The 13,773-nt window shown below is 33.8% G+C and carries 16 protein-coding genes and 1 riboswitch; of the genes, 11 read left to right on the top strand and 5 right to left on the bottom strand.

What is annotated here, in order from left to right; translation table 11 throughout:
* Positions 1-155: 155 nt before the first annotated feature.
* The 3 genes from MUA37_RS12420 to MUA37_RS12410 form a co-directional block, all read right to left on the bottom strand.
* Positions 156-1,151 carry a hypothetical protein gene (locus tag MUA37_RS12420; protein ID WP_002509584.1) on the bottom strand — a complete coding sequence of 332 codons (996 nt, stop codon included), beginning with the start codon at positions 1,149-1,151 and terminating at the stop codon, positions 156-158.
* Positions 1,152-1,278: 127 nt separating this feature from the next.
* A complete protein-coding gene (locus tag MUA37_RS12415; protein ID WP_112368930.1) occupies positions 1,279-1,953 on the bottom strand; it encodes a hypothetical protein in 675 nt (224 codons plus the stop codon).
* A 307-nt stretch (positions 1,954-2,260) separates the two neighbouring features.
* On the bottom strand, positions 2,261-2,671 hold the full coding sequence (locus tag MUA37_RS12410; protein ID WP_103388595.1) for a general stress protein: 411 nt from the start codon (positions 2,669-2,671) through the stop codon (positions 2,261-2,263).
* Between the two features lie 213 nt (positions 2,672-2,884).
* Positions 2,885-2,987: riboswitch (purine riboswitch) on the top strand.
* A gap of 240 nt (positions 2,988-3,227) precedes the next feature.
* Between MUA37_RS12410 and xpt the strand changes: the two genes are divergently transcribed.
* The 4 genes from xpt to guaA are packed head-to-tail and all read left to right on the top strand — an operon-like array spanning position 3,228 to position 8,149.
* Positions 3,228-3,821 (top strand): xanthine phosphoribosyltransferase, encoded by a 594-nt coding sequence (gene xpt / locus MUA37_RS12405; RefSeq protein WP_142019969.1) that lies wholly within the window; start codon positions 3,228-3,230, stop codon positions 3,819-3,821.
* Positions 3,818-5,086 carry a xanthine permease PbuX gene (gene pbuX, locus MUA37_RS12400; protein ID WP_112368928.1) on the top strand — a complete coding sequence of 423 codons (1,269 nt, stop codon included), beginning with the start codon at positions 3,818-3,820 and terminating at the stop codon, positions 5,084-5,086. Before xpt ends, pbuX begins: the two co-directional genes overlap by 4 nt.
* 34 nt (positions 5,087-5,120) lie before the next feature.
* Complete coding sequence (gene guaB / locus MUA37_RS12395) at positions 5,121-6,587, top strand: IMP dehydrogenase (RefSeq protein WP_142019967.1); 1,467 nt, start codon at positions 5,121-5,123, stop codon at positions 6,585-6,587.
* Positions 6,588-6,607: 20 nt separating this feature from the next.
* Positions 6,608-8,149 (top strand): glutamine-hydrolyzing GMP synthase, encoded by a 1,542-nt coding sequence (gene guaA, locus MUA37_RS12390; RefSeq protein WP_021459319.1) that lies wholly within the window; start codon positions 6,608-6,610, stop codon positions 8,147-8,149.
* 93 nt (positions 8,150-8,242) lie between these two features.
* Here the strand turns inward: guaA and MUA37_RS12385 are convergent, their stop codons facing one another.
* On the bottom strand, positions 8,243-9,379 hold the full coding sequence (locus tag MUA37_RS12385) for a site-specific integrase (RefSeq protein WP_262624670.1): 1,137 nt from the start codon (positions 9,377-9,379) through the stop codon (positions 8,243-8,245).
* An 80-nt stretch (positions 9,380-9,459) separates the two neighbouring features.
* Positions 9,460-10,176 carry a helix-turn-helix domain-containing protein gene (locus MUA37_RS12380; RefSeq protein WP_262624669.1) on the bottom strand — a complete coding sequence of 239 codons (717 nt, stop codon included), beginning with the start codon at positions 10,174-10,176 and terminating at the stop codon, positions 9,460-9,462.
* 167 nt (positions 10,177-10,343) lie between these two features.
* Here MUA37_RS12380 and MUA37_RS12375 point away from each other — a divergent pair, with 167 nt between their 5' ends.
* The 7 genes from MUA37_RS12375 to MUA37_RS12345 are packed head-to-tail and all read left to right on the top strand — an operon-like array spanning position 10,344 to position 13,616.
* Positions 10,344-10,565, top strand: a complete 222-nt coding sequence (locus MUA37_RS12375; RefSeq protein ID WP_262624668.1) for a helix-turn-helix transcriptional regulator — start codon at positions 10,344-10,346, stop codon at positions 10,563-10,565.
* Positions 10,566-10,826: a hypothetical protein gene (locus MUA37_RS12370; protein ID WP_069826733.1), complete on the top strand. Its 261-nt coding sequence runs from the start codon at positions 10,566-10,568 to the stop codon at positions 10,824-10,826.
* Positions 10,827-10,870: 44 nt separating this feature from the next.
* A complete protein-coding gene (locus tag MUA37_RS12365) occupies positions 10,871-11,050 on the top strand; it encodes a hypothetical protein (RefSeq protein ID WP_262624667.1) in 180 nt (59 codons plus the stop codon).
* Between the two features lies 1 nt (position 11,051).
* Positions 11,052-11,402 carry a hypothetical protein gene (locus MUA37_RS12360; protein WP_041079687.1) on the top strand — a complete coding sequence of 117 codons (351 nt, stop codon included), beginning with the start codon at positions 11,052-11,054 and terminating at the stop codon, positions 11,400-11,402.
* 1 nt (position 11,403) lies between these two features.
* The gene (locus tag MUA37_RS12355; protein ID WP_262624666.1) at positions 11,404-11,637 is read left to right on the top strand and encodes a hypothetical protein; all 234 of its coding nucleotides are present in this window, start codon (positions 11,404-11,406) and stop codon (positions 11,635-11,637) included.
* Position 11,638: 1 nt separating this feature from the next.
* Positions 11,639-11,941: a type II toxin-antitoxin system toxin TscT gene (tscT, locus tag MUA37_RS12350; protein WP_262624665.1), complete on the top strand. Its 303-nt coding sequence runs from the start codon at positions 11,639-11,641 to the stop codon at positions 11,939-11,941.
* Positions 11,942-11,999: 58 nt separating this feature from the next.
* A complete protein-coding gene (locus MUA37_RS12345; RefSeq protein ID WP_262624664.1) occupies positions 12,000-13,616 on the top strand; it encodes a phage resistance protein in 1,617 nt (538 codons plus the stop codon).
* Positions 13,617-13,773 lie beyond the last annotated feature (157 nt).

Here is a 13,773-nt window from a genome sequence, read left to right as displayed (position 1 = left end):
TCCGACATACCTAATAAGGATAGTAGCAAAACAATATTTATTCAAGAGGAAAAACTCAAATATTACTATAAAAATTATAGTCAGAATATTATTACAATCTTTAGAGCATTAAAAAAAGTCTAGACCGGAATCTAGACTATAAAAATAGCTTTATATTATAAATTAAACAGACGTGCAAAGAAGCCTTTTTTCTCACCTTGTGATTGTGAATTGTATTGTGCAGATTCACTTGCTGGTTCGGATTGAGCTGAGTCATTTATGCTGAATGTATTAGTTGTCTCACTGTGATCTTCAGATTTTGTCGTTGATTCTTCAGATGATGATTCAGATTCAGCAACATTTGTTGATGAAGTACTTTCCGCAGTTGATTCAGTAATTTCATCTGTAGTTGTTTTAGCTGAAGTTGCTTCAGTCGTACTTGCAGTTTGTGGTGTTTTTGCTGCATGGTTTTCAGAATTAGTTGAAGTAGATGTAATCTCGTCTTCAGTTAATTTAGCTGACGCTGTTTCTGATTGACTGTCGTTCGTTGACGTAGCAGTTTCAGTATTAGCTTCAGATGTTGCCGTCTGAGCTTCCTGCTTAGGTTTAGCTGCAATTGTTTCATTTGCCACACTGGATTTTACTAATTCAGATTGCTCTTTTTGCGCACTTTGAATATCAGACTGAGTTGTTTTAATTTCTTCAGTAGATGTTTGTAATGCAGTCAGTGATTCCGTATTTGCGTCTATTTTTGTAGTGATTTGATTTTGTAACTCACGTAATTCGTTTTGTTGATTATGTACTTGGCTAATCATTTGACCAAGCATGTGGCGCTCTTCACGCATTTTTTCCAATTCTGTACGTAAGTCTTCAATGACATTAGCAACATTTTGGTCAGCTGGTAATTGTTCGTCTGTGTCTTTGACTAATACTTGTAAGAAGTCTTTTTCTTTTTCTAGTTCGTCAAAGGCTAAATCGTAACTATTTGTTTGTTTGACTTTTTCTGCGATATCTTGGAATAATTCAATATCTTCTTCATGGAAATCAGTAGCTTCACGGCCACGGTATTCAGTTTTACTAAGTTGATAACCACGTTCTTCTAAATGTTGTACTATTTTACGTACTTGTTTTTCACTTAGTTCAACACGTTGAGCAAATTCTTTCGTTAACATAGAGATAATCCCTTTCTTAATATGTGATTATGTATACGGACGTTTGTCTTCGGTTAGTGAAACGTCAGCCTTACTTCTATGTTAGTTTAACCCCTTTAAGTCTTCATTTCAAGTGTTCCTTGTAAAATTAAGACTGCTTACGTAGGTCCATTTCCTCTAAAAGGGGGTAGATTTCACTGCGAGGTATTTTGTTAGCGAAAACGTATTTTAAGATATAATTTGATTTGATACTAGCGCCATAAATATCTTTTGTTAATTCGATATTTGGTTTAATAAATAAATCCATAGGTGACTCTAGACTTTCCCCTTTACGTTGCGGTGCGATATAGTCAATGTCGTTTTGTTTTTCAAAGCCATGTTCAAACAGAAAGCGGCGACGATTACTTAAAATAGTTGATTGGTCTTCAAGTTGTTCTGTGTCTTCAGGCTCTTGTTTCACTTCTAGCATAATAAAGTTAACATCTCGTGAATGTAATTGATTGGATAAATGGTTAATCTCTTTTTGAATTTCTTCTAATGTTAAAGCGATAACTTCGTCGTGGTTCGGGTTGTCTTTAGCGATGAGATAAATTAAAAATGATGAGTTGGTCGTAGCTTCGTAATGTGCAGTTGCTAAACTAACTGCAACGCCATTTTCAAGACCTACTAGGAAGATATAATCATCTTTAGTATATTTATTTTCTAAAGATTGGCGAAATATTTTTTCTCCTTCAGCTAAAGATACGTCTAATTTAGCATCATAAAGCTGGATTGCTTCTTTAAATAATGGATCATTGACGGATTTCACTACTTTAAATTCCATACTTAAACCTCCACGTTTGTTGTTTTGCCCATTATAGCATATGGCTTTTTCTATGTATGGATGAAATATTTTTTTATTATGAAAAGGAATGCAGCATAGCTTCCTGCTATGTTGGCAGTTTTTGTGCACGCTTTCCGCGGGCACTGCCTCAGCCTGTAGTCTTCGCTGAGAGTTATTTCGCAGGATTTTGCCCATACCCATATTTATGAAAAGTAGTAGCAGAACTGATACCTAAAGTGTAACTACAGACAATATAAAAAGACTGGACTATTATTAAAAATAGTCCAGTCTTTTACTGTTTGTAGCTTTAAGATTTTGGTCCGCGTGTTTCTTCAGAAAAATGTTTACCGAGAATCTTTTCATCATATGCGGCATTTAAGTGATTCACTTCTTCATGGGAACTTGTATCTTTAGCAGCAACTAAAATAAATTTATTGTCCATAAGTTCTTTTTTATAACGTTCAGACGCTTCATCAGAAAGGTTGTAGTTTGCAAGTACTACACTTTCAGTATCTTCGCCAGTCATGATTTTAGCCACTTTATCACTAAATGTGCCACCAGTAGATGTTAGATTGATTTCTGAATCATGTAATTCATCTAAATGTAATTTAGATTTACTTAACACAGTTAGTTCATAATCTTTATACCCCTCTGCTCTTTTGCCATCAATTGCTTGATATAAAGCCTCTGCATTATCGACTACAGTAAATTCTGTCATGGTTACCCCTCCACTTGTTGTTTTCACTTATTGCATGTTTACCCTTGAAGCATGAAAATAAAACGAATTTATTAAATTATATAATGTTTCTCTTATCTTGACAAACACCATGAAAACACTATAGAAAACGATTGCAACGTGCAGTGTAACCGCGCTCACAAAAATATTGTGGACAATGTATATATTGAAAAAAAAGGTGGAATTTGGTATTATCGTATAATAATTTATCTAACTCATATAATCTGAAGAATACGGCTTTAGAAGTTTCTACCATGTCGCCATTAACGATATGACTATGAGTAACACCCCAATACAAAACAATGTAAAACTATTGCTTTTATTATTCACATGATTATAAAAACAATAGGGCTTATCATACATAAAGTACTTGCACAGAATAGCAACGGGAAATGTTTATTCAACTTTAGTACTTAGATAAGCAATTATCTGGCTTTTAAATGCTAGTTACATAGTTGTATGGCTTGTTCACTCGTAGATCCTGAAACTTTGTTGGTTTAGGGTTTTTTTTGTATACAAATTGAGGAGGTTTTTTCGAGTGGATTTGTTGGAACGCAAAGTAAAAGAGGACGGTATTGTAATTGATGAAAAGATTTTAAAAGTAGATGGTTTTTTAAATCATCAAATCGATGCAGACCTGATGCAACAAGTGGGACAAACGTTTTATGAGCAATTTAAGGATGAAGGCATTACTAAAATATTAACGATCGAAGCTTCAGGTATCGCGCCTGCAATAATGGCAGCATTACAGTTTAATGTACCGTGTTTGTTTGCGAAAAAAGCAAAACCAAGCACTTTAACACAAGATGTCTATCATGCTGATATTCATTCATTTACTAAAAATACAACGAGTACGGTTATTGTCTCAAATGAATTTTTAGACAAAGATGACCGAGTACTTATTATTGATGACTTTTTAGCTAATGGAGATGCCTCATTAGGATTGAATGAAATTGTTAAACAAGCCCAAGCTTCAACAGCGGGAGTAGGCATTGTTATCGAAAAAAGTTTCCAACCTGGCAGACAACGATTAGAGGACGCAGGATTACGTGTTTCTTCATTATGTAAAGTAGCTTCATTGCAAGGTAATAAAGTGACATTTGCCAGCGAAGAAGTAGGCACACAAATATGAAGACGTTTATTTTAAGTGTTCAACATTTATTAGCTATGTACGCGGGAGCCATTCTCGTACCTATTATTGTAGGGACTAGTTTAGACTTTACGCCTGAACAAATTGCATTTTTAGTTACGATAGATATTTTTATGTGTGGTGTCGCGACATTTTTACAAGTATGGAAAGGGACGGGGACAGGTTTACCTATAGTTCTAGGTTGTACATTTACAGCCGTAGCTCCAATGATTTTAATAGGACAGACTAAAGGTATAGATGTATTATATGGCTCATTATTCTTATCAGGTATTTTAGTCGTCATCATTGCACCGTTTTTCTCGCAACTCGTTAGATTTTTCCCGCCTGTTGTAACAGGTAGTGTCGTTACAATTATTGGGATTAATTTAATGCCAGTGGCTATGAATTATTTAGCTGGTGGTGAAGGTGCTAAAGATTACGGCAATGGCAATAATATTGTGTTAGGTGTTGTTACATTGTTAGTCATCTTGATTATTCAACGTATGACAACTGGATTTTTTAAGTCTATCGCAATTTTGATTGGATTAATCGTTGGGACTTTACTTGCATCGGCATTTGGTATTGTTGATGTGAAGCAAGTAGGAGAAGCGCATTGGTTTGCATTACCTCAGCCATTTCGTTTTTCAATGTTTAGTTTTGATTTTGGAGCAACACTTGTATTCTTTATTGTAGCTTTAGTGAGTTTAATCGAATCGACTGGTGTGTATCATGCGCTAAGTCAAATTACAGGAAAACAATTAGAACGTAAAGATTTTCGTAAAGGTTATACTGCCGAAGGACTTGCGATTATGTTAGGTTCTATATTCAATGCTTTTCCGTATACGGCATATTCACAAAATGTAGGCTTGGTTTCATTGTCAGGTGCTAAGAAAAACAATGTTATCTATGGCATGGTTATTCTGTTGTTGATATGTGGTTGTATCCCAAAATTGGGTGCATTGGCTAACATGATACCATTACCGGTATTAGGCGGTGCCATGATTGCTATGTTTGGCATGGTTATGGCATATGGTGTTAGTATATTAGGTAATATCGATTTTAAAAATCAAAATAATTTATTGATAATTGCGGTATCAGTTGGACTAGGAACGGGTATAAGTGCAGTACCTCAAGCGTTTGAATCATTAGGCGAGCAATTTGCCTGGTTAACGCAAAACGGTATTGTTCTAGGCGCATTATCAGCAATTATTCTGAATTTCTTTTTTAATGGTATAAAGTATCAACAAACGACAGAAGTTATGAAATAATGTAACTATAAATAAAAATTGGAGGCTGTACTAAATGTGGGAAAATAAGTTTGAAAAAGAATCTTTAACTTTTGATGATGTATTATTGTTACCGGCGGAATCAGATATCTTACCGAAAGACGTGGATTTAAGCGTGCAATTATCGGATAGAATTAAATTAAATATTCCAGTTATTTCTGCTGGTATGGATACAGTTACTGAATCTAAAATGGCAATTGCTATGGCACGTCAAGGTGGACTTGGTGTTATTCATAAAAATATGAACATTGAAGATCAAGCTGATGAAGTACAAAAAGTAAAACGCTCAGAAAATGGTGTTATTACTGATCCATTTTATTTAACACCAGAAGAAAGTGTATATGAAGCAGAAGCATTAATGGGTAAATACCGTATTTCAGGTGTGCCAATTGTTAATAACAATGAAGAGCGTCAATTTGTTGGTATCATCACAAACCGTGATTTACGCTTTATTGAAGATTTTTCAATTAAAATTTCAGATGTTATGACAAAAGAAGACTTAGTCACAGCACCAGTAGGTACAACACTTGATGAAGCAGAAGAACTGCTACAAGAACATAAAATCGAAAAATTACCACTTGTCGAAAATGGTCGTTTAGAAGGTTTAATTACAATTAAAGATATTGAAAAAGTATTAGAATTCCCACAATCAGCTAAAGACGATCACGGTAGATTACTTGTTGGTGCGGCAATTGGTATCGCAAAAGATACAGATATTCGTGCTGAAAAATTAGTTGAAGCAGGCGTTGATGCTTTAGTTATCGACACAGCACATGGTCATTCTAAAGGTGTCATTGAACAAGTAAGACATATTAAAGAAACATTCCCAGAAGTAACATTAGTTGCGGGTAATGTTGCTACAGGTCCAGCTACAAAAGCGTTATTCGAAGCAGGCGCAGATGTTGTGAAAGTTGGTATCGGCCCAGGCTCAATCTGTACTACTCGTGTCGTTGCAGGCGTAGGTGTACCACAAATTACAGCTATTTATGATTGTGCATCTGAAGCACGTAAACATGGTAAAGCGATTATTGCTGACGGCGGTATTAAATTCTCTGGTGACATCATTAAAGGATTAGCTGCTGGAGGACATGCTGTAATGTTAGGTAGCTTACTTGCAGGTACTGAAGAAAGCCCTGGCGAAACTGAAATTTTCCAAGGTAGACAATATAAAGTATATCGTGGCATGGGCTCTCTAGGAGCTATGGAAAGTGGTTCAAACGACCGTTACTTCCAACAAGATAAAACGCCTAAAAAATTCGTACCAGAAGGTATTGAAGGACGAATTGCTTTCAAAGGTTCATTACAAGATACTGTATACCAATTAATGGGTGGCGTAAGAGCAGGAATGGGTTACACAGGTTCAAGAAACTTAGAAGCGTTAAGAGAAGAAGCTCAATTTACACGCATGGGACCTGCTGGTTTAGCAGAAAGTCATCCACACGATATTCAAATTACTAAAGAATCACCAAACTATTCATTCTAAGTTAAAGGAGATAAACAATTATGGAAATGGCGAAAGAGCAAGAATTAATCCTTGTACTAGACTTTGGTAGCCAATACAATCAATTGATTACGCGACGCATTCGTGAGATGGGCGTCTACAGTGAACTACACGACCATGAAATTTCAATAGAAGAAATTAAACGTATGAATCCAAAAGGAATCATATTATCAGGTGGACCGAATTCAGTATATGAAGAAGGCTCATTTACAATTGATCCAGCAATTTATGATTTAGGTATTCCTATTTTAGGTATTTGCTATGGTATGCAACTAACTACTAAATTATTAGGTGGTAAAGTAGAGCGTGCAAACGAGCGTGAATATGGTAAAGCTGTGATTAATGCTAAAACAGATGAATTGTTCTTTGGTTTACCTGAAGAGCAAAATGTTTGGATGAGTCATTCAGATAAAGTAATTGAAATTCCAGAAGGTTTCGAAGTAATTGCAGATAGCCCTAGCACAAATTACGCTGCAATTGAAGATAAAGCACGCCGTATTTACGGTGTGCAATTCCACCCAGAAGTACGTCATACTGAATTTGGTAATGACTTATTACGTAACTTTGTACGCCGTGTTTGTGAATGTACAGGCGAATGGTCAATGGAAAACTTTATCGAAATTGAAATTGACAAAATTCGCGAACAAGTTGGTGACCGTCGTGTCTTATGTGCGATGAGTGGCGGTGTAGATTCATCAGTAGTAGCAGTGCTGTTACACAAAGCGATTGGTGACCAATTGACATGTATTTTTGTAGACCATGGTTTATTACGTAAAGGTGAAGGCGACATGGTTATGGAACAGTTTGGTGAAGGCTTCAATATGAATATTATTCGTGTAGATGCCCAAGAACGTTTTATGAATAAGTTAGCAGGCGTATCTGACCCTGAACAAAAACGTAAAATTATTGGTAACGAATTTGTTTATGTCTTTGACGATGAAGCTTCAAAACTAAAAGGTGTCGATTTCTTAGCACAAGGTACGTTGTACACTGACGTCATTGAATCAGGTACTAAAACTGCACAAACAATTAAATCACACCATAACGTTGGTGGATTACCAGAAGACATGGAATTCCAATTAATCGAACCAATCAATACACTATTCAAAGATGAAGTCCGTGCATTAGGTATCGAATTAGGTATTCCAGAGCATTTAGTATGGAGACAACCTTTCCCGGGTCCAGGACTAGGAATCCGCGTGTTAGGTGAAATTACTGAAGACAAATTAGAAATTGTACGTGAATCAGATGCTATTTTACGCCAAGTCATTCGTGAAGAAGGGTTAGAACGTGAAATCTGGCAATACTTTACAGTATTACCAGGCATTCAATCTGTAGGTGTCATGGGAGACTACCGTACATACGATCATACGGTCGGAATCCGTGCTGTAACATCGATTGATGGTATGACAAGTGACTTTGCCCGTATCGATTGGGAAGTCTTACAAAAGATTTCAAGTCGTATCGTTAACGAAGTAGATCGCGTGAACCGCGTAGTCTACGATATTACTTCTAAGCCACCAAGCACAATCGAGTGGGAATAATATATAAGCATAAGAAAAGAGTTAGAAACGTTGCTATAATGCACTTTCTAGCTCTTTTTATTTTGCTTTGAATACGTTTTGAATACGTTCCGTCTAAAAATTGATATAGTTAGCGAATTTATCGGCAACTTTATCACGTTGTTTTTCAGTAACATGTGCGTATATATCCATTGTGGTTTTAATATCGCCATGACCTAACCTATCTTGTACTTCTTGTATAGTTAGACCAGCTTCAAATAAAAGCGAACAATGAACATGACGAAAACCATGTACCTTAATGCGTTTAAAGTTGTTGTCGTTACAAATATCATTTAACGCTTTATTAACGTGTTCAGGATATAAAATTTTATTAGTAGTAACATCAGTAAATACATGCTGCTTCTTATCCATCGTATTGTGACCGAATTTCAATGATTCAATACGTTGTTGCGTTTTCCAATACTTTAATACATCTAACGTTTTATCATCAATACTGATTGTTCTTAATGATGATTTAGTTTTAGGTGCTTGAATAACCAGCTTGTAGTCTTTACCTCTAGCACATGTTTTGTTGATAGATATAGTTTTCTTCTCAAAGTCGACATCTTCCCAAGTTAAAGCCATCAATTCACCACGTCTAAAGCCCATAAACGCCAAAGTTCTAAATATGGCATGATACATTGGTTTATCTTTTACAAAGCCTAGAAACGTCTGTAATTCGTCACTAGAGTAATATGTGAGTGAATCATCTTGCTTAACCTCATTCTTACGTGGTTGCTTCGTATGCTTAAATGGATTATCGGCAATGATTTTTAAATTTACAGCATAATCAAGCACATTAGATGCATATATTCTAATTGCCTTCATATCCTTATATTTTTTATTCCATTTATTAATAACCTTTTGACAGTAAGGAATAGTAATTTTCTTAACTGGTACATCTTTGAAATGTTCTAGTATTGCAGTATCAAATAAAGTGAGTACACGCTGGTACGTGCTTTCTCTTACAGTATTTTGATATTGTTCTAACCACAACTCGTAAACCTCTTTAAAAGTTGTAATTTCGTTATTCAAAAATCCGTTTTGTTGTACTTCTGTTTGCAACTTAGCTTCTGCAATTTTTGCTTCTCTTTCAGATTTAAAACCACGTCTAGTAGTACGTTTTTGTTTTCCAGTAACTGGATCAATGCCTAAATATGCAACAAACATATAGGCGTTAGTACCGTCTTTTTTCTTATATTTCTTAATCATAAAACCAATCCTTTCCTCTTTGCCCGCATGCGTGAGATTGGATTGACACACCAATAAGGAGTGGTTACCTCATGGTGTGATTAATTATTATTATTATTATTGACCTCTTGTTTTATCTCATTTATTTTTTTATACATTTTTTCTTTTTCTTTATCCTCAAAAGGCATAACATCAACTAGAGATTTTAATTCTTCAGCTAAACTCACAAAAGTTTTATCAGTTCTCTTCATTCCTTGTATTCCAACTTCATAATGTTTAATTCTAAAATTTGTATCAAGGTTAGCTTCGCTTAATTTTTCTTTAATAACACTTTCTAAATCAATAGAATTATTATAAATTTTCACAAAATTATGTTTAAAACCTTTAGATTCTAACGCATTCAATTCATCTTCATAGATTAAGCTATTAAAAAAGAATTTTCCCGAATTTTTAAGTGAATTACTTGTTTTCGTAACGCTAAGGTTTGTATCAAATTCAAGTTCTATTCCATTAATATCGTAAATTAAAGAAACTGCAACACTAGAGTTTTCTTCAGTAACTTCAAAATCAGTTGTCATTGGTACATCTTCTAATAAAACATTTTTTAATTTTACTTCAACCGGTGAGTAAACTAACAGTTCACTCATATCCACATCGAAAAATTTACATAATTGATTAATTGTTTCATATCGTATGCTTTGGTTATCATTTCTTATTAAAGATAGCAATGTAGGTCGAGTAATACCAGTTTTACTAGCTACTTCACTTTGAGTTTTATCGTTTACTTCCATTAATTTGTTTAAAGTACATATAATCATTTTCTCACCTCTCACATCATTATGAATGATTCCTTTACAAAAATCTACAAATATTGAAAAAAACTTGCACTTATTTTATTTATGTGATTTAATTATATTTGTAAAGCAATCGTTCAAATTATTAATTTTTTGAATGATTTCAATTCAAAAGACTGGAGGTATAAAAAATGAGTATCTACATCAAAAACCATTATTTAAAGAAAGTCATGTTTTTAAAAGGTTACAATCTTTCACAACTAGCCATTGAAACTGATGTGAGCCTTTCATACATGAGTTTAATAATGAATGGTAAACGTAATCCTAGCGCAAAATTAGCAAAGAAAATTGCTGGTATTTTAGAAGTAGAAATCCAAGATCTATTCATTTTTGAAGAAAGTGTGGTGAATTAAATGAATCAACTATTAAGCAATGAAGCAAGTCAGCAACTTGTGAATGACATTGTAAGCCTTGCCGAGAAGTTAGCAATAGAAAAGGCTAGGCAGTCACAGAAACGTTGGCTAAGACAGAATGAAGTTATGAAAGAGTACCGTTGTACACATGGTGATATTACAAATTGGGAAATTGCTGGACTTCGCAAACGTAGACAAGGTAAGTCATGGTATTACGATCGTAAGGATATCGACGAAGTATTGGAAACATTAAAACAATAACGCCCGCAAGCGTGAGATTAAGTTTGAAATTTAAGGAGGATAACATGAAATTATTTGCAACACTTATCGCAGCAAGCTCATTGACTTCATTTACAGTAGGTTATGTGACAGAAGATATTTTTAATAGTATGGCTTTATATAGTCCACTAGCTATTACATCATGGGCAATAACAGAATGGTCTAATGATAGAAAAATTAGAAAACAATTATTGGAGGAAAAATAAAATGAATCAAGAAATATTGAACGCATTTGAAGAAATGTCGAGCGCTTCTAATAAAGTTTATTCAATAGGTGGTGAAATAGATAGACTTTCAGAACTGTCAGGAGTATTAAGTGAAAAAGTTACAACGTACAGAGAAGTAGGAGATTATGACGGTGCAAATGCAATTAGTGTGATATTGATAGACGATATCAAATCAGAATTTGATGATTTGTTTGAACAATTTCATGAAGCTATGGAAATATTCAAACGAAAAGCAAAAAAATTAAAAAATGTATGTGCTTATCATGGGATTAACATCAAATTAAGCAAAAGCGATAATGTCGTTAAATTTAATAAACAAGGAGAGTTATAAAATGACAAAAGATGAATATATAGAGCAGACAGAAAAAATGCATCATTTAATGGGTCAAAGTGATTACTCAAACGAATTAATGCAGTGGTTAGTTGATTACTGTAATTCAAAACCACTTGAAAAAGAAATTAGCGAAGATTTGGGAGAATTGCTTTTTAATTTAAATAACAAGTTAACTATCGATTTAGCAGATTTAAAAATGCAAATGACAAATATTAGAAAAGGGAGTAAGTAATATGAATTTTGAAATGGATAATATAGGTACACAACTAGAATTATTGAAGGAAAATTTTGAAGATTTGAAAGAAGCGCAAGGTTGGTTTGACGATGAGTGTTTACCGTATGACCGCAATTACCTTATGACTAAAGATGAAGCTCTTTCATACGCTCGTGCTTATCACGAACATCGTGTTCACAGTAAACAAATGTTTGACCTATTGAGATTGTATATAAACGAATTTGATACGATTATTAAAGAGTTTAGAGAATTAGAAAAAGCGTCATCTGTAATGTCGGCAAACGGAACAGATAACGCTTAAACACAGATATTTAATTAAATACCTAACAAGAATATAACATATATGAAAGGTTGATTGTATGGACGAAACAACACTTTATAAGCAACATTTTGAATTTCATTCAAATTTAGATTATATCAATACGCAAAGTTTATCAAAAATTAAGGAGATTAGTAAGCGAATTAATTTCGCTTCTATCTCTAGTGATAAACAAGTTTTTAATAATAAAGGTAATTTATACCATCGTGAAAAAAATGATATAGGCGATTACATTAGTAACCTTACTTTAGATTATATCATAATTCCTAAAGAAATTGGGATTATTTATGGAATTGTAACTTCAAAAATTACAGAAAATGATAATGGAGAAGAAGAAAAGAAAGCAAGTTTTACAGCAGGCTCATTTAATAACTACGCAAGATTTATTGCAAATCTAATTACAGATAAAGTGATTTATTCAGATGAACTAGATTGTTTTATTATAGTGAAAAATAACACATACGAAGTGATAGATGAAACTAATTTCGCTTTAAAATATCCAGTAGATAATAAGCACCAGATAAACGACTTTTTAGAAGTCATGCTTGAAATGTATCGAGAACACTTAAATGTAGAGCATGGTTACAATATCTTCCCGTATACCATTGCAGGTAATGACTGGATATATGATTGTCGAAATTTAGAGTTTAGGAAGAAATCACTCAATTCAGATGAACTATACGCCAAAAAGTACGATGTAAAGGAATCAGATATTAATTTAGAAACGCCTAAGAAATTCTATGATTTGGTAACTGAAAATGAAAAGAGTAAAAATAACTTAATGCTAGTACATGCATATACAATGTATCGAAAAATGGAACTTATCCAAGCAGAAAAATGGATGCTAATGAAGGACTTCGGTCGTTCGGGTAAAGGATTGTTTATGACTACATTTGAAGCATTGTTACAAGTTAATAAAGTGAATTTCGACAGTTTTATTTCTGGTGGTTTTGAAGCATCTAATGAGTGGATGAACTTTTACGGTGCAGATATTGCACATGCAAATGAAACAGGCGAAATTACTAAAGGTATGATGCGTATATTGAGAAAAATTGCGACTGGTGAAGTGATTTCAGGACGCGGTATTGGTAGGAATGCATTCACATTCGAGAATAGAGCCGTATTAGTTCTTGATACAAATGAAAGTGTAGATACAGGAGAAATTACAGCGAACACTACAAGAACAATTAAAATTTCACTCAAAGATAGACCACTCAATGAAACAGATGAAGAACGCTATCAAGTGTTTAAGCCATATTGGGATTTTGTAAAACCTAATGGCAAGAAATCAGTTGCTGCTGCCGTTTCATTCTTAATTGCTAGTTTAGAATACCTTAAAGAAATCGGCAGAGAATTTAAGTTTAACGATGTAACACTTAAACATTACTTTAGTGAAGATGAGTTAACGGAAACACAAGTTGCATTGTTGAAATCATTATCTAGGCAAAATTTCATTTTTGCTGGAGATGAAACGTTACAAAAGTTAATTGAACAAGATTATAGAAGTTTACGTTACAAACAAGCTAAAGATGATATGAAAAAAATCGGTATCAGTATTAATAATCAAAAATGGATAGATGGAGTAAATACAAGGGTTCATAACGTGGGAAATCCAGAATTGTTTAATATGGCATTAGATTTAATTAATGAAGATTAAGGGTTAGTATAACTCTTACTAACTCTTAATATAACTCTTAAAACATTGTAACAACAGTCACTAACTCTTATATCTCTGATTTCTATAGCGTTTATTATAAGGTAGAAATAATTTAGCTACTATAGAGAAAATATAGGTTATAAGCGTTAGTAAAGGA

Source organism: Staphylococcus arlettae, assembly GCF_025560845.1.
GTDB lineage: Bacteria > Bacillota > Bacilli > Staphylococcales > Staphylococcaceae > Staphylococcus > Staphylococcus arlettae.
Note: the sequence above shows the minus strand (reverse complement) of the source record. Positions and strands in the feature narration are given on the sequence as shown.